Raw genomic sequence first — 21279 nt, forward strand, 5'->3', positions numbered from 1 at the left:
GTTCACTCTGCCAGAGTCGCTCGTGGGATGTACGGAGTCTCCGGTGGCCGTATGCCCGAGCGTACGGAGTTACTCAGGGCGTACTTGTCGAAGAGCACAGGCGCGACGACCAGGGGAGGTAGCAGGGCCGCCATCCCGAACCGCGTGAGCCTGAAGTACTCCAGGTCCGCCTGCTGCTCGTCCCGGACGATGACCGAGCGTACGGCGGACATTGGGATGGTGCCGGGTATCTGTATCTCGGCCTGGTCGTCCGTAGGCCACCACGTTGGATGCGCCCGTTCCCGCTTCCGTGTCGCATTACCGGTCACGGTCGGCGCGAACAGGGCGTCGAAGGCATCGACGCCGGTCAGAGCGCCGGCGCTCTCATCCCGTGCGGAGTTGTACGGGCAGAACCGCGTGCCCGGCGTAGCGAGCAGTTCGACGTCCAGGGTGAACACAACCCAGTCTCGGAAGTGCGGGTCCCTGCCCGCAGCCTGGGATTGATACCACGCATTCGGATACTCAACGCTCAGAAAGGTGCGGTCCGGTGCCCCGTCCAAGCGCTGGGTATCGGCCGGCCGATAGGCGTCTGCCGACTCTCGCAGGGTGGCCACCGGCCGTATCTCGTGGCTGTCGAGGATGTGGGACAGGTTGGCAGACTTGGTGCAGTGGCACAGTCTCGTGATGCCGCGGGCCCTGGCGCGGGCGATGATGTCGCTCACGACTCCACCCGGACGTACAGGTCCGACATTTCATTCGGCAACAGATCGGTGAGTTTGCCAGAGTGCAGAATGACGAGTTCCGTACGGGCCCGTGTGACCGCCACGTACAACTGCCGCCCTTCGCGTGCCTTCGCCTCGTCGGGGCCATGGGCCTCCACCTCACTCGGTTTCGGCAGTTCGTCGGCGTCGCAGAACGGGAGGATCACCGAGTCAAACTCAAAGCCCTTCGCCGCAGAGTAGGTTCCGTAGAACACGCCAGGCTGGTCCGTCCAGCGTGGGAGATCGCGGTGCAGTCGTTCGACGGGGACACGGCCGCCCGAGAGGAGAAGCTTTAGCTGGGCTTCATGCTCCCGTGTGCGCATCAAGATGGCGACCTGACGATCGGCCCCCAGCGCCAGGGCCGTACGCGCGGCTTCGGCAAGTTGCCGCTCCTTGCTCGGGCTCTCCAGGATGGTGGGCTTTGGGCCGTCGGCCGCCGGTCGGGTCGGCTGGACGAGGTCGACCTCGTCCTTGAAGTACGGCATCTCAGACATGACCTGGGCGAGTTGGGCAATCTGGCGGCTGTTGCGGTAGTTGTGGGCGAACTCCACGACGCCTCTGGGTACGTGAAGGCCGAGAGACCGCCAGGACATCCTGCTTCCGTAGATCTGCTGCGCATAGTCCCCGAAGAACGTCAGCGAACCGTCCCCAGGGATGGCTGCCGCCAGGCTGCGGATCATCTCGGGTGTGAAGTCCTGGCCCTCATCGACGATCACATGCCGGTAGTGCCGCTCGGTCGTATCGTCCTTGAGGAGCGCCAGGGCAGAAGACGCCATGTTGTCGAAGTCGTACTCATACCCGGCCTCTGCGCGCAGTTGCTCGTAGCGCTGGTAGATCGCGAAGACGACTTCGCGATCGGACTGCTGGAGCGGCTTGCCCCGGCCGACTCGTCGAGTGCGGCCTTCCACATACGTCTGCCGATCGACGCCGTGCCCGACGAGCCAGTGCAACTCGTCCAGGAAGAACTCGAGCGGGCGCTTGACCAGCGCCCGGCCGGGAAGCCGCTCGCGGACCTCCGCCAGTGTCCGCTCGACCAGTTTCTCCTTGAGCTTGTATATGCGCACGGACGCCCTGGTGCGGTGTGCGAGATAGCCGCGTGCGAAAGTGTGGTACGTCTCGATCTGCAGGTCAGGGGGCGCCGTGCCCATGCCCTTGAGGTAAGTAACGAGCGCCTTGTTGAAGGTGACCAGCAGGGTGCGGCCTCCGATAGCCGGTGCCGTGGCCAGATAGTGAGCCCGGTGAACCGCCATCGTCGTCTTGCCGCTGCCCGCCGTACCGAGAACGACGCAGTGACCGCGTTCGTTCAGGAAGACGACGTCCCTCTGGTGACCCTTCGGTTCAGGTAACGAAAGCCCCATCATGAAAGTATGACGCGTCCATGGTCATTTGGTCCATGGACATTTGGCATAGACGAGGCAGCATCCCCTCCCGCAAGCACTGCAGTCCACCGCCACAGCGCTTTCACTCCCAGCCGACGATCGGTAACTGCATATCGTGAGCCGTACGACAGCACTTCGCCAGCCGGGTACTGCAAGGAGCGCGTCTACCAGCGCCTGCGCCCTCGAGATGCGTGCGCAATGCGTGAGCGGACTGTCTGGCACAGGATGGCCTGAGCAGGACCGACTATGCTGCCGCATCGCGCTGACCAGGGAAAGCAGCACCAAACGGCAGCGTCGATCACCACCCGGCAAGAATCCGATCCCACTCCTAAAGCGGGTGTCGCAGGTTCGCATCCTGCCGGGGGCACAGAGAAACACCAGGTCAGAGGCCCTTCCGTCCAGAGGACGGGAGGGCCTTCGCGCTCGCGGCGCACATATGGCGCACATGCGGCTGCGGGCAGAGGTGGGGAGCTGTGCGAGATGCCCGCGAAGGACGAGCTGGCCCGACGCGATGCGAGAAGCTGGTCGCCCGGCTTGAGTCGATGACGCGGACCGCTCTCACGCCGCGGCACGAGGGGGAGTACGGGCAGCTGATCCCGAGCGGCGACGATCTCGCGGAGAGGGGCGCGTCAAGGACGCCCGGACGCGGCCTGTGCCAGAAGCGGACGCGACGGCCTCTTCAGCGGGCCGGGTTCGGCACGGTCGACGGCCGCCACTCCCGCTTGATCAACCCGAACACCCACGAGTCGGATACCTCGCCGTTCACGACGCAGTCTTCCCGCAACGTCCCTTCCCGTACGAATCCGATCTTCTCCAGGACCCGGGCAGATGCCACGTTGCGCGTATCGGTCTCGGCCTGCACTCGATTCAGGTCCAGTGTGTCGAATGCCCACTGCAGCAAGGCGTGCGCAGCCTCCGTCGCGTAGCCGCGGCCCCACATCGCATCGCCGAGGACGTAGCCCAACGACGCGCTGCGGTAGTCCGGATTCCATTCGGTCAGACCGCACCAGCCGACGAAGGCCCCGTCAGAAGCACGGTCGACAGCCACCCGCGCCCCGGTGCCTTCGTCCGCCATCTTCCGGCACATCGCGATGAAGCGCTCCGCACGGGCCCGGTCGTTCCACGGCGCGGAGTCCCAGTAGCGCAGCACGTGGGCGCTGCTGTGCAGCGCGAAGAGGGAGTCCGCGTCGGCGTCGGTGAAGGGGCGCAGTCGCAGGCGAGCGGTGTGCAGTAGGGGAGTGGCCAAAGTCATGCGCACCATGTTGCGTCTCATGGGGCGGGCAGAACACCGAATATCCGATCCCGGTCCAGTCGTCCAGGGTGCCGACAGGTTGTCGGGTGATCTGGGCTCGGACGGCAGGAGGCCACCGAGGACGTTCAGGGTGCCGCCGATGGCCGGAGCCGGCCCCGACGACACTCGCGCCGACGCGATGGAATTCAGCCAAAACCTGAGCGGGCGATATTTCCGTTACGGGATAGATGTTTCCTTGGTACGGCGGGTCACGCATATGCCGATCGCATGCCCATTCCTTACATGGGCATATGCCAGCAACATATTCCCAGGTGAGAGTACTTGCTTATGCGCACCTCGGAGGATTCCCGATTCCGAGAACCCGACATCGCCGCCCGGCCCTGCCGGTGACTGCTCCCTGCCGCCCGGCGGTTGGCAGGCGGCTGACCAGGGGCGTTCGCTGCTACGGTCCAAGGACTGTAAGCAGCCCCGCCCTGGCTTGTGGAGAGCATCGAGGGCGGGGCCACGTGACCCACGCCGGCGGCGCAAACGCGTCACCCATTCGCGTGCCAAGGAAAGGAGCTTCGTGGAGACGGCCAGGAAGCCTGAGAGCAGTCCTGAACAATCCCATTCCCACAGCCTTCCCCCCGTGCAGCGTACCGATAAACACGGCCGGGTCAATCTCGCTCTCGCCGTCGTGACAGCGATCGCCGGCCTGATCGCTGCCCTCGCCGCACTGCTCTCGGTGTTGCGCGGCTGGTGACGGGCGACGCTGACCGGCGAAGCCCCGGACCGGTCATGGTCCGGGGCCTTCGGCATCCGCCGGGTGAGGGCCGCCCGCCGCGGTGCGCCCGCGCCTCGCCGCGTCAGGTGACGCGGGCGAAGACGCGGGCGCCGTTGTGGAAGGTCACGGTCAGGCCGGGCTGCGAACCGGGTTCGGGGCGCTGGGACCAGCGCTCGATGGCGGCGATCTCCGGGCACGCGGCGCGCGCCAGCGCGGCGGCCAGCCACGGCTCGGGGTCGTCGCTCGGCTGGGCGTCCGCACCGCCCGCCGCCGGGGGGCCGGTGACCGGCGTGTCCTCGAACGTCTCGTGCTTCTCGCCCTCGGGGAGCTGCCCGACGAACTGCCAGACGGCCTCACCCGTCGTCGTGATGACGACGCCGAACGGGTGCCTGGTGTCACCCGCGTCGGCGAGGGTCTGCACACGGGTGGCGGTGGGGCTGTTCTTGACGACGCCGACGACGAAGTCGGCGAACCGCTGCGGGCGCATGCGTGTGCCCTCCCCTCTCACTGCGCGGCTACGGCACCCTGTGAACGACGCCGAGGCGCGGGTGACACGGGCCGGATCCCGTCGGCAGAGCGCGACGGTCATAGCAACTCACCGCCGCTGCGGGCGAGTTGGGGAGGAGCAGCGAGGGCGCTCGGCCCCGCCGTCAGCCCTTCAGGCGCTCCTGCAGCTCCTCATCGTCCGCGAGGAACCAGGTCTGCCGGCCCCGGTTGCATTCCCGTACGAAGTCCCGCAGCGCCGAACTCCGGTCCGCCTGCGGCGAGATGTCGCCGACGACGGCGAGCCCCATGCGGTAGTTGGCGAACTTCTGCACGATGTCGCCGGCGACACGGGTACGCAGGTGGAAGAACGCCTCGTCGAACCGCTCCGCGGGGATGACCACCCAGTGGGCGCCCTGGTAGGAGGCGTTGCCGATGAGGTCGAGGACGTCGTTCTCACCGGCGATGGGTTCGCCTTCGGCGGGGCACATCAGCACGGGCACGTCATGGATCGTCCGCAGGTCGGTCATGGGCGTCGAGGCTAGTTCCGGATACGGGCCGGGTCGACGGGATTACCGGCAAGGGCTCATCGCCCGTCCCGTCCCGGCGCGACGCCGAGTCGGGTCGGGTCGAGTCGAGTCGAGTCGAGTCGAGTCGGGTCGGGTCGGGTCGGTCGGGTCGAGTCGGGGCTTCAGGCGAAGAGCTGGAAGAACTCCGGGAACGTGCCGATCACACCCAGCGCGATGAGCACCGAGCCGATGACGAGCGCACGCACCGTCTCGTACGGCTTGTCCCTCAGCACCAGGTGCAGGACCACCCAGGTCGCCAGCCACACCACCACGGCGAGGCCGGTCTTGCCGGAGAGGGGGCCGACCGCGTCGCTCCACTGGAGCGCGTCCTTCACCCACCCGGACGCCTCCGCGAGCGTGGTGAGCAGGCCGAGCACGGCGCAGCCGATGCCCGCCGCGATGACGGCGGCGGAGATCGGGCCCTCCGGCTTCTCGCTGAGCGGGAACTCGTCCGTCTCTCCGGCTCCCTTCACGTGGCTGTTCACTGGACCGGCGCCACCTTCGTGATGAAGGCGCCCAGCGCCCCGGCGATCGCCGCGAAGGCGAACGCGAGGACGAACAGGGCGATGGTGGTGTGCCGGACGCGTTCGTGCCGGATCAGCCCCGGGCCGTAGTACCAGACGATGAACGCGACGGCGGTGGCCAGGAACGGGCTGAACCAGGCGATGTGCTCTTTCCACTCCATGCCGAACTCGTGCCAGTCCGCCGTGGCGGGATCGGCCAGCAGCTGCGACCTCGCGCTGTCCGGCGTCCGCTCCCGGTACCAGGGGTAGACGGTCCACGTGCCCGTGATCACGGTGGCCCAGGCCGCCACCGCCATGCCCGTGACGCCGATCCTGACCCGGCGCATCCGCCGCACCACGCCCGCCCTCGTCACCAGCGTGGGCTTGAGGCTGTAGAGCTCGGCGAGCCCGCCGGCGAACGCCAGCAGGAACAGGGCACCGAGGCCCATGCCGTGGACGACGGTCCACCATTCACGGCCGGTGAAACCGAGGGCCAGCGTCGGTGGGGCGCCGCTCTGGAGCAGCAGCGTCGCGGCCATGGGCCTGCCTCCGGGGGCTCGGGCGGATGGTGACCGTGAGGGAGCATCGGGAGGTATGGGGTGACATCTCCGCGATACGGGTGAAAGGTGCGGGTCGACCTTAGCGGCCGTGCGGCGTCATCGGCCGTACGCCGCGCGGGGCCATACGCCGCGCGGGGCCGTACGCCGCGCGGGGCCGTACGCCACCACCGGCGCGCACGCCTCGCGGGGCCGCACACCACACCACCGGCCGTACGCCACCACCAGTCGTACGCCACCACCGGCCCCGCGCCACCACCGGCCGTACGTCCTCATCTGCCGCACGTCACGCGTATCTGCGCCGCCCCGTGGTGGGCGCTCACCCGCGAGGTGTCGCCCCAGTCGCGGCCCCGGTCGGTGAGGCGGACGGTGAACGACGTGCCCTTCACGGGGTACGTGCCCGCCCGGACCAGCGTGCCCCGGTGCTCCCGCTGGCGGATGCCGAACGAGGCGTACGCGGAGTGCGGGTCGTCCGGGTCGGCCAGGAGCTGGTACACCGACGGGTCGCCCGCGACATCGATGTCGCGTGGGCCGTCCGGTACGTACACCGCGGGCGTGCAGGAGCTGTACGACGCCGGGAGGTCCCACGTCCAGGTCACGGCGCCGTCGCCGTCGTGGGTCTCGCTGCCCGACATGGGCAGGGCGGTGAACCGCCCGTCACAGCCGTCGTCCCGGTGCCCGCCCGCCCGGACCGTGTACCAGCCGGCGTCCCCGCCCGCGAAACGCCCCTCCTCCCGGTACCGGCCGCCGGTGTCGGCCGCGCACCCGGGCCCCGCCCACGCCGTGTACCGGGGTTCGGGTGAGGAGGCGATCCTGGACGGGAGCCCCCTCCCGGGCGCCCCACCGCCGTCACGGGCACCGCCCGCACCACCAGCACCGGGGTCCACACCACCGCGGCCCCCGTCACCGCCCGCCAGCGCCACCGAAGCGACCAGCAGGCCGACCGCTCCCGCCACTCCCGCCACCACCAGCACCGTGCGCGCCGTGCGTTCGCTCGCCATAGCCGCCCACTATGCAGGAACCCACCACCGCCGCGCGGGGGTTACCCGGGGTTCAGCGCAGTTCCTCCGGGCACGGCGTGCCGCGCGGGAAGATCTTGTACGGCGACGCCAGCCGGTACACGCCCGCCTTCGGGGCGATGAGTTCCGTCCATTCGTCGCCCTCGGCGTCCTCCTCGGCCTTCAGCAGGCAGCCGTGCAGGTTCGCGTAGACCGGCGGATCGGCCCCGGTCGCCTTGGACTCCTCGGTCTCCTGCGGCGGCTCCACCTTCCCGCCCTCGTCGTCCAGAAGCGCCAGCCACGGCGAGTACGGCACCCGGATCAGTACGCGGCCCGCCGACCGCACCCGGATCGTCACCTCGCCCGCGCCCGCGCGTTCCACCGCCGCGGGCGGATCGGCGAGCGGGGTCGGCTTCTCGACCGCGAACAGCCGCCAGTTCTCGTCCGACCACACCGGCTTCAGATACGGCAGTCCCGCCTGGACCAGCTCGGCCTCCTGCTGGGCACCGGTGTCGGGGGTGTCACGGGGCAGCACCACGTAGTGGACGGCCCAGCGGTGCAGCCAGTCACGGTAGCTGTCGGCGTTCAGGGTGTCGTCGTAGAAGAGCGGGTTGCGCTCCATGTCGGCCTGCCGGTTCCAGCCGCGCGCCAGATTGATGTACGGGGCGAGGGCGGACGCCTCACGATGGCTGCGCGCCGGGACGACCTCGACCCGCGCCTTCTCCGCGCCGCGCCGCTGCAACTGGTCGATCAGCGGCGCCGCCTCCCGCGCCCACGAAGCCTCCGGGGCGGTACGGACGATGTCGTCGACGCTCTTGAACCCGATCCACGAGTTGAGCAGCACGAACGCGACGACGAGCGCGTACCACCTGAGGGTGCGCCGCTTCGCGTACGGCAGCGCGGCCAGCAGCACCACCCCGGCGAACAGCATCGGCAGCCGTGTCACGTTCGACCCGATCTGCGAGTCGATCAGCCAGGTCAGCAGGGTGCCGGCCGCGTACACCGCCGCGCCCGTGCGGACGGTACGCCAGTCCGCCGGTACGAGGGCGAACACGGCGAGCCCGAAGAGGAAGGGCAGCAGCGTCGAGCCGAACGACATCGGCTGCGTACCGGAGAACGGGAACAGCCAGGACGACAGCGCGACGACGACGACCGGCGCGAGCCCCAGCGCGTAGGCGCCCGGCCGCCGCTTGTTGAGGAACAGCGCCGCCGCGGCCACGCCCAGGAACAGTCCGGCCACCGGGCTCGCCGCGGTCGCGAGGCCCGCGAGCGGCGCGGCCACCGCCGCCTTGGCCCAGCGCTTCCTGCGCCACCGGTACGGCCAGCAGAACACCGCCGCGACCGCGCCGAGGGCGAACATCATGCCGAGCCCGAACGTCACCCGCCCCGACAGCGCGTTGCACAGGAACGCGAAGACCCCGGCGAGCGAGCACGCCACCGGATTGCGGACGGCCCGCACCCGGGCGAGGATCAGCGCGGTCAGCGCGGCCGACACCGTCCCGGCGATCATCATGGTCGTACGGACGCCGAGCAGCGACATCAGATACGGCGAGACGACGCTGTACGAGACCGGGTGCATCCCCCCGTACCAGGCGAGGTTGTACGCCGAGTCCGGGTGCCGTCCGACGAACTCCGCCCACGCGTCCTGCGCGGCCAGGTCGCCGCCGCTGTTCGCGAAGAGGAAGAACCAGACGACATGGGTGACGGCGGCCAGCAGCGTCGCCACCGTGACGGGGCGGGCGGCGGAGCGCAGCGCGGGCAGCGCCACGCTCAGCCCGGCGCCGTCCCCGGCCCGGGTGGGGCGTGGGATGCGGGCGGTGGTCTGCGTGCGCGTCGGCTCAGTGGTGGTCACGTCACTGCGGCTCTCTGGCTCTCCAGCTCTCCGGCTCCGGCTACCCGGCTCCTCCGGCTCCTCCGGCTCCCCGGATTCTCCGGCTACCGGTTCTCCGGCTACCGGATTCTCCGGCTACCGGCTCCTCCGGCTCCCCGGATTCTCCGGCTCCCCTGCTCTCTGCTTCCGTCGGCTCCCGGCGGTCCCGTTCTCCGTGCCGAACGCCAAGACGCCGTCCGCGCGCCCCGCGTTGCCCGGGGGACGCTAACACGGGGGCGCCCCGGGGATCCCCGGGGCGCCCGACAGGTGTGGGAACGGCTCAGCCGACGCGGGCCAGCTTGGCGCCGAAGCCCGGTTCCACGAGCTCCCGTTCCAGGGCGACGGGCACGCTGACCTTGCCCTCGCCGGAACCGACCGACACCTGGCCGACCTCGGTGCCGGCCGCGGCGGCGTGCGGCAGACCGCCGTCGGTGAGCTGCAGGTCCACGGTCAGCCCGGCCCAGCCGACGGGCTTCAGGTCGGCGGTGGCGACGACCGGTGTGCTGCCGCCGAGCCCGTCCTCGATATGACCCACGACATCACCCTTCTTGATGACGGTGGCCGAGGTGACGCCCTGCTGCGCGGCCTTGATCAGGTCGTAGCTGTACGTCTCGATGGCGAGCTTCGTCTTCTCGTTGAGCATGGCCGGGCTCTTGACGCCCATCACGATGCCCAGGATCCGGTACAGCTTGCCGTCGACCTTCGTGTACGCGGCCCACAGCAGGTTTCCGCCCGCCGGGGTCGACGTGCCCGTCTTGATGCCGCCGACCCCGTCCCTCAGGAGGATGCTGTTGCCGCTGTACAGCGTCTTGCCGATCTGCGGCAGGTCGACGCTCGGCAGGTCCACGATCTCCCGGAACGCCTTGTCCTGCATGGCGGCTTCGGCCAGCTTCAGCTGGTCGACGGGCGTGGAGACCGTGGTCTTCTCGAAACCGCTGGGGTCGGTGTAGGTGGTGTTCTCCATACCGAGCTCCTTGGCGGCGTCGTTCATCTTCTTGAGGAACGCCTCCTCGGTGCCCGCGTCCCAGCGCGCCAGCAGATGGGCCACGTTGTTCGCCGACTGGACCATGAGCAGCTGCAGCAGCTCGCCCAGGGTGTACTTCTGCCCCTTCTTCACCGGGGCCCTCGACCAGTCCTCGATGTGCGACTGGTCCTCGGTCAGCTGGTCGATCTCGATCTGCGGACCGTCGTCCTTGTTCTTGATGGGGTGGTTCTTGAGGATGAGGTACGCGGTCATCGTCTTGGCGACGCTCGCCGTGGGCGCGGCCTCCTGCGGACCGTAGGTGCCGATCTGCCCGATGCCCTCGACCTTCACCGCGCCCTGGCCCTCGCCGGGCCACGGCATCGCGAGCTTGCCGCCGTCGAAGCTGTACGTGGCGTCCACGGAGAGGTTCAGGGTGGGGCTGGGCAGCGGCCGCAGCATCTGTACGGTCGCAAAGACGATCGCCAGCAGGACGACCAGGGGCGTCCAGATCTTGACACGCCGTACCAGCGTACGGACGGGGGTCGGCGGCGGGGGCGGCGTGTTCGTCAGCTCGGCCAGCATGTCGAGCGGCGGACGCGGCGGCAGCGGCTGCTGCTTGGTCCGCTCGGCCTCGGTGAGCGACGGCGGCGTGACGGCGGCACCGGCGCTCCCCGCCTCATCGGTGTCCCCGACCACGGCCGCGGCCGGGCGCGACGGGGTGAGGCGGGCGCCCCGCAGATCGTCGGAGCGCAGCGGTACGAAGGTGCCGGCCCGGTCGGACGACGACGCGGCGGCGGGCTCGGCCGGCTTCTCGGGCGCGTCGGCGGTGGCCCACGTGGGTGTGGGCCTGGCCGAGGCGGCCCCGGCAGGGGCGGGTGCGGAGGCGGGGGCGGAGGCTGAAGCCGGGTCGCGCGTGGCCTTCGGCTCCGGCGTCGCGGCGGACTGCGGCTCGGGCTTCGGCTCCGGCGACGGCTTCGGCTCTGGGTCGGCCGGCTTGGCCCGCTCGGGCGTGAGCGCCTTGAACGCGGTCGTCGGCTGGTCGACCGGGGTACGCCGCTGGAACGCCTGGAACACGGCGGTGGGCTGGTCCACGGGCGGGGCCGGCGCGGCGGACACCTCGTCGGCGTCCTCGGCGTCCTCGGCACCCCCGTCGGCCTCACCGGCCACAGTGGGCTCAGCGGCCTCAGCAGCGCCGCTCCGGGCGTTTCCGGCGTCCTTACGGCCCTTGTCGCCGGTCTCCGCCTCGTCGGCGTCACCGTCGCCGTCCGCGGCGTCCGCGGCGTCCGTGTCAGCCGTGTCGTCTGCCACGCTCACGGGCTCGGGCTCGGGCTCGGGCTCCGGCTCCGGGTCGGACCGGGGTTCGGACTCGGGTTCGTCGTCGGCGGCGACGGTCGGCGCGGCCAGCTCCTCCGCGTCCACGGGGGAACCGTCCGGTGTCACGTCGGCGTCCTCGTCCGCGACGGGCGTCTCCGCCTCCACAGCGGTCCGCGCCGCGGCCATGGCGGGGAGGGCCGTGAAGACGGCCGTCGGCTGGTCGACCCGTACCGACTCCTCCCCGTCGGGTGCCTCGGCGCGACCGAACACCGCAAGCCGGGGATCCCTCTCGCTGGAAGTCGTCTCCCCCGGCGACTTCCGCTTCTCCGACTTGTCGGGGGACTCGCCCGCCACCATGCCTCCTCGACCACTACGTTGTCCGAACCATGTACCAGTGTCCTGTGTGAGCCCTTGGCCCCCGTGCAAGACGAGAACGACATACCTACCGGTTCCCGTACGAAGCACCCAGGCGCTCTCGACAGATGAATGTGAGAGGGGTCACCCTGTCATTCATCCACGCGGGGAGGCATGGATGGGCAGGAGCCGCAGAACACTTCCGGAAGAGCTTCTGCTGCTCGCTCTGGACCCGGCCACGGGTACCACAGCGCAGCCGCAGTCGCTCGACCTCGGCCTCGCCGGAGCACAGCTAGTGGAGCTGGCTCTGGCAGGACGGATAGCCCCGGACGGGGATCGTATCGCCGTGGTGATGCCACGGCCGACAGGAGATCCGACCTTGGACTCCGCACTGGAACTGCTGCGCAGGCGCGGCAGTCCGGTTCGGGCCGTCCACTGGATCGGCGGGCCCCGGCTGGGGCTCCGCCAGACGTATCTCTCGCATCTGGAACGGTGCGGCATGGTGCATGCCGTCGAGGGCCAGATGTGCGGGGTGCTGCCGACGACTCGCTACCAGGCGACGGACACGGCGATCAGCCGGGAGATCAGGGCCCGGCTGGACAGTGCGATCCGCACCGGTGTACCGCCGGACCCGCGGACCGCGGCGCTCGCCGCGCTGGCCCACGCGGTCGGACTCGGCAAGCACCTCTACCCCGGCAACGAGGGGCGTTCATCGCGCTCCCGGCTCCGGGATCTGATCAGGCACGACCCCATGGGCGGACTCGTGGCGCACGCCGTGATGGACGTCCAGAACGGCGTCGGCGCACAGCCGCGCCGTGCCACCGCGACGGCCGGCACGGGCCGGCAGGCCGCGGGCGTCCCCATGCGCCCGCCGTCACGCGGCGGTGTGGGCGGGGTCGGCGGAGTCGGCGGGTCCATGGCCCGCGTCGCCGCGCACTGAGCGGTCACCACGCAGCACCACGCACCACAGCACCACCCAGCACCACGGCACCACGGCACCACGCAGGACCCCGTACGTGCGTACCACGTACGTCCGCACCACCCCGTACGCCCGGACATCCGTATGTCCGTACGTCCACCGCGCCGTTGTCCCCATGACCCGGTTCGGGAGCCGCATGAGCGCGCGGGACGGCCCTCCGCAGGGCCGCCCCGCGCGCCCGCCGTCGTCCTGCGTGTGCCGATTTTCCAGCGCCGTCGACGCTTTGGTGGCAGTCTGCTGAGCGGTAGATACGCAGAGCTACGCCGGCAACAGCAGGCAGCGGAGGTGCAGTTCCCGTGGCGTCCAACGTCAATCCCACCGTCAGGCGACGCAGACTGGGCCAGGAGTTGCGCCGGCTGCGTGAGCAGAAGGGCATGACGGCGGAGGAGGTGGCGGAGCGCCTGCTGGTGTCCCAGTCGAAGATCAGCCGCCTGGAGAACGGCCGCCGTTCCATCAGCCAGCGCGACGTCCGCGATCTGTGCGGGGTGTACGAGGTCGAGGACCCCCGTATCGTCGATTCGCTGATGCAGATGGCGAAGGACTCCCGGCAGCAGGGCTGGTGGCACGCCTTCGGCGACATCCCGTACAGCGTCTACATCGGACTGGAGACGGACGCGGCGTCGCTGCGCGTCTTCGAACCGCAGATCGTGCCCGGTCTGCTCCAGACCCGGCAGTACGCGGAGGCGCTCATCAGAGGCGCCCAGCCGGAGACACCGCCGACCGACATCGAGAAACGGGTGAACGTCCGGGCGCGCCGCCAGGAGCGCATCACCGACGCGGAGCAGTCGCTGCGGCTGTGGGCGGTGATCGACGAGTCGGCGCTCCGGCGTGTGGTGGGCAGCAGGGAGCTGATGGTCGGGCAGCTGGAGTCGCTGCTGGACCAGTCGGAGCTGCCGCACGTGACCGTGCAGGTGCTGCCGTTCGACATGGGCGCGCATCCGGGGATCAGCGGCCATTACGCGATCCTGGAGTTCCCGGACGCCTCGGACTCGTCCGTCGTCTATATCGAGGGGGTCACGAGTGACCTGTACCTGGAGAAGCCGAACGACGTACAGCGCTACAGCGTCATGTACGAGCACCTGCGGGCCCAGGCGCTGAACGTGGAGCAGACGCGCCAGTTCATCAAGCAGGTCATCAAGGACTACACGGACTGAGGGAGGACGGCCCCGGCGGCGCAGAAGGTCGGCACCGTACACCCCGGTCGGCCTTCTGCGGAACCCCTGACTGGTATATGCCATCCGGTCGAGTGAACGATTGTCCTACGCAGCGAAGTCGGCGAGTAGCGTCGATCACGCCAGCCCCAAGGTTGGCGCGACTCCTACCGCCAGAACCGGAGCGTAGAGAAATGGCCATTACCCAGGGCGCCACCGACATCTGGACCAAGTCCTCCTACTCGGGAGCGAACGGCGCGTGCGTCGAGGTCAAGTCCCCTGTCGTCCAGTCGATCGCCGTACGGGACTCCAAGGTTCCCGCCGGCCCGAACATCTCGTTCCGCCCCGACTCGTGGAACGCGTTCGTCCGGGAAGTGAGTACGGGGGCTCTCTGAGTCAGGACGGTCCATACCGTCAGGCGTCATCGAAGAGCCCTCTCGACTGGTCCGCCGTCCCGGCCGAGGGGGCTCGGCCCTTCACCCGCGCAGCCGGTCGACGTACCGGTCCGTGCCCGGCACCGTCGGAATGAACGGCGCCACCAGCTCCAGCCTCCCCGGCTCCCCCACCGAGCCCGCCTCCCCCGTGCCGGCCGCGGTCAGGTCCGTGAAGTGCTCCCAGCAGCCGGGGTCGCGCGGGTCGCGTTCCAGGAACCACAGCAGGGTCAGCCGCGTACCGACGCCCTCCACCTGCTTCACGTACGTCATCCGGTCACCGGGCAGCGGGGTCGGCCGGAACACCGTCACCATCGCGGCCGGTGACCCGGCGAGCCGCCGGGGCAGTTCCCGCCGCAGCAGCCACCGCTCCAGCTCCGCCCGCCGCTCCGGCGCCGCGGCGTCCACGACCTGGAGCACGAGACCCGCGTACGGGTGGTCCAGGGCGTGCCGGTCGCGCGGCCCGGCGGCGCCGTCCCGGTAGACGGTCGCCACATGGTCCTGGAACGCGGTGAACACATGCGTGCGGGCCTGGTGGACGCGGCCGTCGTGGTTCAGCCGCCGGTTGATGGCGACGGTCCACTTCACGTGGTCGTCGTAGCGGCCCTCGGTGATCCAGTACGTGGAGAGGTAGCAGCCGGCGGTCACGGGGCGGGCGACCGCCGAGGTCTCCGGGTAGCGCAGCAGCTGCAGTTCCCGGGTCGCCACCCAGCGCCGCCCCGCGAACATCCACGGCATGGCCATGGCTCCGGCGTAGTAGTGGTCGTCCTCGTACCAGCGGTTGTACGCGTACTCGTGGCCCGGGTGCGGTTCCACCATGGTGATCAGGGCATGGCCGGGGTGGGTCCCGTACGGGCCGACGGCCGCGAGCCGCGCGTACGCCTCGCCGCGCGTGTCCTCGTCATCGCCCGTTCCTGGCGCGCTCATTCCTGAAGCCCCCTTCCGTCCTCCTGTGACCCCGCCTACTCTGACGGTCCGTCAGTTACATGGCCAGAGCCGGGAGGCGACCGGAATGCCGCCGACACAGCCGCGCACGCAGCCGCCCCCGCCGCCGCATCAGCCGCCGCATCAGCCGCTGCGGGAGCGGACCGTGGTCGTGTCCGGTGTGGGCGCCGGGCTGGGGAGCCGGGTCGCCGCCGCCGTCGTACGGGACGGGGGCAACGCGGTACTCGGGGCGCGCACCGCGTCGCGGCTGGCGGTGTGCGCGGCGCAGATCGACCCGGAGGGGCGCCGCACCGCGTACCGGGCGACGGACATCACGGACGAGGCGCAGTGCGCGGCGCTCGCCGGGCTCGCCGTGGAACGGTTCGGCGCGATCGACGCGGTGGTGCACGTGGCGGCCGCCGACCGGCACTTCGGCGGCCTGGAGGACGCCGACTTCACGGTGTGGCGGGACGTCCTGGACGTGAACCTGCTGGGCTCCCTGCGGATGACCCGGGCCTGTCTGCCCGCGCTGCGGAAGCGGGGCGGTGGCGCGGTGGTGTTCATCGGCACGCAGTCGGCGGTGGCCGCGCCGTCACAGGTGCGGCAGGCGGCGTACGCCGCGTCGAAGGGTGCGCTGACGTCGGCGATGTACTCGCTGGCACGGGAGTTGGGCCCGTACCGCATCCGGGTCAACACGGTGCTGCCCGGCTGGATGTGGGGGCCACCGGTCCAGGCGTACGTCCGGGCCGCGGCGCGCGGCGAAGACGTCCCGGAGGACGAGGTGCTGGGCCGTCTGACGGAGCGGATGGCGCTGCCCGAGCCGGCCACGGACGCGGACGTGGCGGAGGCCGCCGTCTTCCTCGCCTCCGCCCGCGCCCGTGCCATCACCGGGCAGTCGCTGCTGGTGAACGCGGGCGAGCTGATGCGCTAGGAGTGCCCGGCGGATCATGGTGGCAGCGGAGCCGGTCGCGCTTTCCCGCTGGTGAGCAGGGTCTGTCCCCCGGACACGACCAAGGTCGGGGCGCGGCCTCAGCCGCGCGGATAGCGGGCCAGCCAGCCCGGCGCGGCACCCGACGGGCCGTGCAGCGCCGGCCCCTGCGTCATCTCCATCGCGAAGTCGTCGGCCAGCGCCAGGACCGTGGGCCGCCCCTCCAGCTCGGCCAGCCAGGCCGGCGGAAGGGCGGTCTCGCCGTGCAGCGCCCCCAGCAGCCCGCCGGTGAGCGCGCCCGTCGTCGCCGACGGGCCGTCGTGGTTCACGGCCAGGCGCAGCCCGTGCTGGACGTCCTCGCCGACGAGGGCGCAGTAGACGGCGATCGCGAGGGCGTCCTCGGCGGCCTCCCCGTCCGTGTCGCCGAGCGACGCGATCCGGTCCGGCCCCGGCACCCCCTGCCGTACGGCGGCGATCGCCTGGCCCAGCGCGTCCGTGACCGGCTGGTGCCCGGGGCGGGACGCCAGCTGGGCCAGCGCCCCCTGGACCGCGGCCTCCACGCTCTGCCCGCGGGCCAGCCCGTGCACGACGACGGCGAAGGCGGCGGCGGCCAGATACGCGGTGGGATGCCCGTGGGTCTGCGCGGCGCACTCGACGGCGAGCTGGCACACGAGGTGCGGCTCCCAGCCGACGAGCAGCCCGAACGGCGCCGACCTGACGGCCGCGCCCGCGTCACGGGCGGTGGGGTTCTTCGGCTTGTCGAGGGTGCCGAGGAGGTCGTCGCCCAGCCCGGTGAGGCACGCCCTGGCCGGGGCGCGGCGCACGTAGAGCCACTCCTCGGCGGCCAGCCAGCCGTTGTCCTTGCGGCGCTCGTCGGGGCCCCAGTCCCGCTGGGTCGCCGCCCACCGCAGATACGCGCGGTGCACGTCCGTGGGCGGATGCCAGGCGCCGGTGTCGCGGCGGACCTGGGCGCGTATCAGACCGTCGACGGTGAAGAGCGTCAGCTGGGTCGCCGACGTGACGGCGCCGCGCCGCCCGAACGCCGGTGCCAGGTCGGTGAGCCCGTCCGCCCCGTGGGCGGCGCGGATGGCCTCGACGGGCAGCTCGGACACGGCGGCGCCGAGCGCGTCGCCGACGGCCCCGCCGAGGAGGCAGCCGCGTACCCGGGCGCGGAAGTCCTGCTGCTCGGCCCGGCCCCAGACGGCAGCCGCTGTCGTACTCACCGCGCCCCTCCCCCACACGAACGTAGGTCCGGCGCAGCACTGTAATCGACCGGCCGGAGGCCCTCCCGGGGCGGAGCCCGGGTGAGCCGGCGCACGGTGGCCGGTTATCGGCGATCGCTCCTACGGCGGGGGGAACGCGTCCCTGGCGGCCTCGACCCGCCGGATGAGCGGTTCGATACGGGCGCGGTCGGCGCCGGGACAGCGGAGCAGCTCGCCGAGCAGCTGCGCCGCCTCGGTCAGTTCGTCCCACAGCGGCGCCGAGGCGAGGAGTTCGCCGGTGAGGGCGTCGGCGCGCGGCCCGTCGCCCAGCGCGCAGGCGGCGAACAGCGGATCGTCGCATTCCCGCCACCAGTCGGCGGCGGCCTCCAGGCCCTCGGTACGGCTCACGACCATCGCGAGCAGGAAGGCGCCGCCCGTCGGGTCGTCGGCGACCAGCCGCTCGGCCTCCCGGCGGGCCGCGTCGAAGCGCCCGGCCCGGCGATGGGCCTGGGCACGCAGGACCACCGCCCGGCCGCCGCCCCGCCCGGTCGGCCTGTCCGTCCCAGTCGGCCCCTCCGGCCCATCCAGCCCGTCCAGCGCGTCCAGCGCGGTCAGTGCCTCGTCGTGACGACCGGCGAGGAGGTGGAGCAGCGCGCGTTCGCACAGGGCCCATTCGACGTCGTGGCCCAGCTCAAGACAGCGGTCGAGATCGGCGAGCGCGGCGGCAGGCCGGCCCGTGGCCCGGTGGAACAGCGCGCGCGACGCGTACGCCTCGCCCGACGACGGCTCCATCCCCACGGCCCGGTCGAACTCCCGCAGGGCCTCCGCGTACCGGCGCGTGTCCTGGAGGACGGCGCCGCGCTCCGCGACGATCCAGGCCCTGCCGGGCGCCAGCGCCGCCGCCCGGTCCAGGTCCGTAAGGGCTTCGGCGTACCGGCCGAGGCCGCGCAGCGCCTGGCCGCGGCTGCCGAGGGGCCAGTAGTCGTCCGGCGACAGGAGGACGGCCCGGTCGAAATACCCGACCGCCTCCTCGTAACGGCCGGCTCGCCGGTGGTTCTCGCCGGTCAGGGTGAGGAGGTTCGCGTCGTCCGGGGCGAGTACGCAGGCGCTCCGCCAGTCCGACAACGCGCCCTCCGCGTCCCCGAGACCGTGCCGCACCCGGGCGCGTACGGTCAGCGCCCACCAGTCGGTGCGGTCGCTGTCCACCGCCCTGTCCAGATCGGCGAGAGCCTCGTCGAGGCGGCCGAGCACCTCGTACGTCCGGCCCCGCACGCCCAGGGCGAAGGCGTAGTCGGGATCGATCGCCAGCGCCCTGCCGAGGTCGGCCAGCGCCTCGTCGTGCCGCCCGGCATCGCCGTACGCCTGGGCGCGCATCGTCCGGGCCACCGGGGCGTCCGGCGCCTTCCTCACCGCCCGGTCCAGGGACGCGAGCCGCCCGGCCGTGTCGCCCCGGCGGCGGAGGATCTCCGCCCGCCTGAACAGCGCCCACAGGTACTCGGGCTTCAGCTCCAGCGCCCGGTCCAGGTCCGCGAGCGCCTGGTCCGTCCGGCCCCGCGCGTCCTCGGCCATCGCACGGCTGCCGAACGCCCAGGCGTACTCCGGGTCGAGGGCGATCGCCCGGTCGTACGCGGCGATCGCCTCCTCGTACCGCCCGGCGTACCGGTACGTCTCACCGACCTCGCCGACGATCCACGGATCGCCCGGGTACAGCGCCTCGGCGCGGGCCAGATCCGCGAGTGCGGCGTCCGTGGCGCCGGTGCCGCGCAGGATGCGGGCGCGGCGGACGAGGCCGTGCCGGTAGCCGGGGCGGATGTCGAGCGCCAGGTTCGCGTCGGCGATGGCCTCCTCGGTCCGGCCCAGGCTCTCCTTCGCGGCCGCCCGGCCCTCCAGGGCCATGACGTCCGCCGGATCCAGCGCGAGCGCCCGGTCGAACGCGGACACCGCCTCCTCGCGGCGTCCGGCGCGGCGCAGGGTCTCGCCGCGCTCGCGGGCCACGCGCGCCGCGTCCGGGTTCCGTTCCCCGGCCATCGCGAGGTCGGCGAGTGCGGCGTCGTACGCGCGGACGTGCCGGTGGGTGAGCGCCCGGTCGAACCAGCCCCGCCACCCGTCGGGGTCCAGTGCCAGCGCCCGCTCGCAGTCGGCGAACGCCTCGTCGTACCGGCTCGCCGCCCGGTGGTGGAACGCCCGCGCGCTCAACGCCCCGACCTGGCCGTCGACGTCGAGGCCGGCCCGCGCCAGCAGCATCCCCAGCACCCGGACCGGGCCGCGGTCCTCGTCGCCGAGCGCGTCCAGGCACTCCGCGCCCCACCGCCGTACCGGGTCGGCGTCGGCGTCCTCGCCCGCCGCGGCGATCGTGCGCGCCCAGCGGCGGGCGACCGCCGTGCCCTCGCGGCACGCCTCCACCCCGTCCCGCAGCGCGGCCGGCAGCCCGCCCCGCGGGTCGGCGCACAGCAGGTGGTACAGCTCCTCGTCGCGCAGGGCGCGCCACCGCTCGTCCTGCCACGGCTCGTCGAGGCCCGCACCGGCCCGCTCCCGCCACCGCGCGAACGCCTCGGCGAGCCGCTCGTGCGTCTCCCGCCAGCGGCGGGGCGAGCCGGTCCGCCGGAGCCGCAGCATCGGGTCCCGTACGACGTCGTGGTACCGGACGTGGTCGTCGCGTTCGGACACGAACGGCAGCGACCGCAGCCACCCGAACAGCTCCGCGTCCCCGTCGGCCCCGCCTTCCCCGGGTGCGGTCCCTCCCGGCACGGCCCCGCCCGCCGCGACCGCGAAGACGTCCTCGTTGAGGCGGCGCGGCAGGGCGCAGGCCAGGGCGGCCGCCCGGCGTTCCGGGTCGTGCTCCCACTTCAGGAACCGGTCGACGGCCGTCGCGCCCGCCGTGTTCGGCTCGCCCGGGTTCTCCGCGAGGGTCGACACGAGGACGGGCAGCCCGCCCGACAGGCGCAGCACGTCCTGGACGACGGGCTCGTCCACGATGCCCTTCGCCGACAGCAGCCTGCGGGTCTCGGGCTCGGTGAACGGCTCCAGCGGCAGGTCCTCGACCAGGTCCGCGCAGTCGGCCCAGCAGGCCGGGTCGAGGCGGCGCTGGCCGGAGAGCGTGAGGACGATGTTCGCGGGCAGCGCCCCGTACCGCTCGGTGGTGATCAGATCGCGCAGCCACGTGTCGAGGAACGGCCCGGTGCGCTCGTACGTGTCGAAGAACAGCGCGACCCACGGGACGCCGGATGCCACCCGGTTCAGCTCCGACACCAGCACGGGCGTCAGGACCTTCAGCGGGTCCAGGACGAGCTGTACGTCCTCCTGGTTGCCGAAGCGGGCGCCGAGCGCCGCCCTCAGCCGGTCGGCGCCCTGCGCCAGCGCGGCCGGGTCGACGGCGCCCGCGAACGCGCCGACCACGGGGATCATGCCGACGCCGATCAGCCCGGCCTGGGCGGCCGCCAGGCCACCGGCCGACGGGGCGCCCGGTGGCACGCCGGGCCCGGGACCGCCCGGTGACGGGAGGCCGGGTGACGGCGCCTCCTGCCGTGCGACCGCCGACTCCGCCTCGTGCCGCCGCTGCCGGTAGGTGGCGAGCTGCCGGTCGAGTGCCTTCAGCGGGTGCCCCTGCCGCTCGAAGCGCAGGGCGATCGCCGCCATCGCCTCCGGCACGCCGTTCACCGACTCGTCCACATACGCGGTGACCGCGCCGAGCCCCTCCGCCGTCGTCCGCAACTCCCGCACCAGCGTGGTCTTCCCGACGCCCGCCATGCCCCGCACATGGAACACGAACCGGTGCCGCTCGTCGTCGACCGGGATGTCGAAGTTGTCGCGGAACAGAGCCTTCTCGCGGCCCCGCCCCACGAAGCCCGCCCGCCGGCGCCGCCCGATCAGCTGCTGCATCGACGGACGTGCCGCCGCGCCCCTCCCCGTAGCCATGCG

The 21279-nt window shown here is 71.9% G+C and carries 17 protein-coding genes; 4 read left to right on the forward strand and 13 right to left on the reverse strand.

Going from position 1 to position 21279, the window contains the following annotated elements; genetic code table 11:
• Window positions 1-2: 2 nt before the first annotated feature.
• From ACGF5U_RS23870 to ACGF5U_RS23915, 10 genes are all read right to left on the reverse strand, one after another.
• A complete protein-coding gene (locus tag ACGF5U_RS23870) occupies window positions 3-701 on the reverse strand; it encodes a DarT ssDNA thymidine ADP-ribosyltransferase family protein (RefSeq protein ID WP_392715175.1) in 699 nt (232 codons plus the stop codon).
• On the reverse strand, window positions 698-2101 hold the full coding sequence (locus ACGF5U_RS23875; RefSeq protein WP_392818898.1) for a UvrD-helicase domain-containing protein: 1404 nt from the start codon (window positions 2099-2101) through the stop codon (window positions 698-700). Before ACGF5U_RS23875 ends, ACGF5U_RS23870 begins: the two co-directional genes overlap by 4 nt.
• Window positions 2102-2798: 697 nt before the next feature.
• The gene (locus tag ACGF5U_RS23880; protein ID WP_392715177.1) at window positions 2799-3371 is read right to left on the reverse strand and encodes a GNAT family N-acetyltransferase; all 573 of its coding nucleotides are present in this window, start codon (window positions 3369-3371) and stop codon (window positions 2799-2801) included.
• 845 nt (window positions 3372-4216) lie between these two features.
• Complete coding sequence (locus ACGF5U_RS23885) at window positions 4217-4621, reverse strand: hypothetical protein (RefSeq protein WP_392715178.1); 405 nt, start codon at window positions 4619-4621, stop codon at window positions 4217-4219.
• A gap of 163 nt (window positions 4622-4784) precedes the next feature.
• Window positions 4785-5147: a DUF4180 domain-containing protein gene (locus ACGF5U_RS23890; RefSeq protein ID WP_392715179.1), complete on the reverse strand. Its 363-nt coding sequence runs from the start codon at window positions 5145-5147 to the stop codon at window positions 4785-4787.
• Window positions 5148-5308: 161 nt separating this feature from the next.
• A complete protein-coding gene (locus ACGF5U_RS23895) occupies window positions 5309-5671 on the reverse strand; it encodes a hypothetical protein (protein WP_392715180.1) in 363 nt (120 codons plus the stop codon).
• Window positions 5668-6228 carry a hypothetical protein gene (locus ACGF5U_RS23900; RefSeq protein WP_392715181.1) on the reverse strand — a complete coding sequence of 187 codons (561 nt, stop codon included), beginning with the start codon at window positions 6226-6228 and terminating at the stop codon, window positions 5668-5670. Before ACGF5U_RS23900 ends, ACGF5U_RS23895 begins: the two co-directional genes overlap by 4 nt.
• 290 nt (window positions 6229-6518) lie before the next feature.
• Window positions 6519-7247 carry an adhesin gene (locus tag ACGF5U_RS23905; protein WP_392715182.1) on the reverse strand — a complete coding sequence of 243 codons (729 nt, stop codon included), beginning with the start codon at window positions 7245-7247 and terminating at the stop codon, window positions 6519-6521.
• 52 nt (window positions 7248-7299) lie between these two features.
• A complete protein-coding gene (locus ACGF5U_RS23910) occupies window positions 7300-9096 on the reverse strand; it encodes an MFS transporter (RefSeq protein ID WP_392715183.1) in 1797 nt (598 codons plus the stop codon).
• A 298-nt stretch (window positions 9097-9394) separates the two neighbouring features.
• Window positions 9395-11749, reverse strand: a complete 2355-nt coding sequence (locus tag ACGF5U_RS23915; RefSeq protein WP_392715184.1) for a serine hydrolase — start codon at window positions 11747-11749, stop codon at window positions 9395-9397.
• A gap of 175 nt (window positions 11750-11924) precedes the next feature.
• Here ACGF5U_RS23915 and ACGF5U_RS23920 point away from each other — a divergent pair, with 175 nt between their 5' ends.
• The 3 genes from ACGF5U_RS23920 (at window position 11925) to ACGF5U_RS23930 (ending at window position 14271) form a co-directional block, all read left to right on the forward strand.
• Window positions 11925-12686, forward strand: a complete 762-nt coding sequence (locus ACGF5U_RS23920; RefSeq protein WP_392715185.1) for a GPP34 family phosphoprotein — start codon at window positions 11925-11927, stop codon at window positions 12684-12686.
• A gap of 335 nt (window positions 12687-13021) precedes the next feature.
• Complete coding sequence (locus ACGF5U_RS23925) at window positions 13022-13879, forward strand: helix-turn-helix domain-containing protein (RefSeq protein WP_392715186.1); 858 nt, start codon at window positions 13022-13024, stop codon at window positions 13877-13879.
• A 191-nt stretch (window positions 13880-14070) separates the two neighbouring features.
• The gene (locus ACGF5U_RS23930; protein ID WP_392715187.1) at window positions 14071-14271 is read left to right on the forward strand and encodes a DUF397 domain-containing protein; all 201 of its coding nucleotides are present in this window, start codon (window positions 14071-14073) and stop codon (window positions 14269-14271) included.
• Window positions 14272-14352: 81 nt separating this feature from the next.
• Here ACGF5U_RS23930 and ACGF5U_RS23935 read toward each other — a convergent pair whose 3' ends face one another.
• Entirely contained in the window at window positions 14353-15234 is an 882-nt protein-coding gene (locus tag ACGF5U_RS23935) for a hypothetical protein (RefSeq protein WP_392715188.1), read from the reverse strand.
• A gap of 85 nt (window positions 15235-15319) precedes the next feature.
• Here ACGF5U_RS23935 and ACGF5U_RS23940 point away from each other — a divergent pair, with 85 nt between their 5' ends.
• A complete protein-coding gene (locus ACGF5U_RS23940; protein WP_392715189.1) occupies window positions 15320-16162 on the forward strand; it encodes an SDR family oxidoreductase in 843 nt (280 codons plus the stop codon).
• Window positions 16163-16260: 98 nt separating this feature from the next.
• Here the strand turns inward: ACGF5U_RS23940 and ACGF5U_RS23945 are convergent, their stop codons facing one another.
• Window positions 16261-17382, reverse strand: a complete 1122-nt coding sequence (locus ACGF5U_RS23945; RefSeq protein ID WP_392715190.1) for an ADP-ribosylglycohydrolase family protein — start codon at window positions 17380-17382, stop codon at window positions 16261-16263.
• 120 nt (window positions 17383-17502) lie between these two features.
• Entirely contained in the window at window positions 17503-21276 is a 3774-nt protein-coding gene (locus ACGF5U_RS23950) for a tetratricopeptide repeat protein (protein ID WP_392715191.1), read from the reverse strand.
• Between the last annotated feature and the right edge of the window lie 3 nt (window positions 21277-21279).

Origin of the sequence: Streptomyces sp. NPDC047886 (assembly GCF_043204435.1) — a bacterium.
Lineage (GTDB): Bacteria > Actinomycetota > Actinomycetes > Streptomycetales > Streptomycetaceae > Streptomyces.

Coding starts and splice junctions, on each gene's coding strand:
- ACGF5U_RS23875 (WP_392818898.1), bottom strand. CDS start 2,101: ATGATGGGGCTTTCGTTACCTGAACCGAAGGGTCACCAGAGGGACGTC.
- ACGF5U_RS23880 (WP_392715177.1), bottom strand. CDS start 3,371: ATGACTTTGGCCACTCCCCTACTGCACACCGCTCGCCTGCGACTGCGC.
- ACGF5U_RS23885 (WP_392715178.1), bottom strand. CDS start 4,621: ATGCGCCCGCAGCGGTTCGCCGACTTCGTCGTCGGCGTCGTCAAGAAC.
- ACGF5U_RS23890 (WP_392715179.1), bottom strand. CDS start 5,147: ATGACCGACCTGCGGACGATCCATGACGTGCCCGTGCTGATGTGCCCC.
- ACGF5U_RS23900 (WP_392715181.1), bottom strand. CDS start 6,228: ATGGCCGCGACGCTGCTGCTCCAGAGCGGCGCCCCACCGACGCTGGCC.
- ACGF5U_RS23905 (WP_392715182.1), bottom strand. CDS start 7,247: ATGGCGAGCGAACGCACGGCGCGCACGGTGCTGGTGGTGGCGGGAGTG.
- ACGF5U_RS23915 (WP_392715184.1), bottom strand. CDS start 11,749: ATGGTGGCGGGCGAGTCCCCCGACAAGTCGGAGAAGCGGAAGTCGCCG.
- ACGF5U_RS23920 (WP_392715185.1), top strand. CDS start 11,925: ATGGGCAGGAGCCGCAGAACACTTCCGGAAGAGCTTCTGCTGCTCGCT.
- ACGF5U_RS23930 (WP_392715187.1), top strand. CDS start 14,071: ATGGCCATTACCCAGGGCGCCACCGACATCTGGACCAAGTCCTCCTAC.
- ACGF5U_RS23935 (WP_392715188.1), bottom strand. CDS start 15,234: ATGAGCGCGCCAGGAACGGGCGATGACGAGGACACGCGCGGCGAGGCG.
- ACGF5U_RS23940 (WP_392715189.1), top strand. CDS start 15,320: ATGCCGCCGACACAGCCGCGCACGCAGCCGCCCCCGCCGCCGCATCAG.
- ACGF5U_RS23950 (WP_392715191.1), bottom strand. CDS start 21,276: ATGGCTACGGGGAGGGGCGCGGCGGCACGTCCGTCGATGCAGCAGCTG.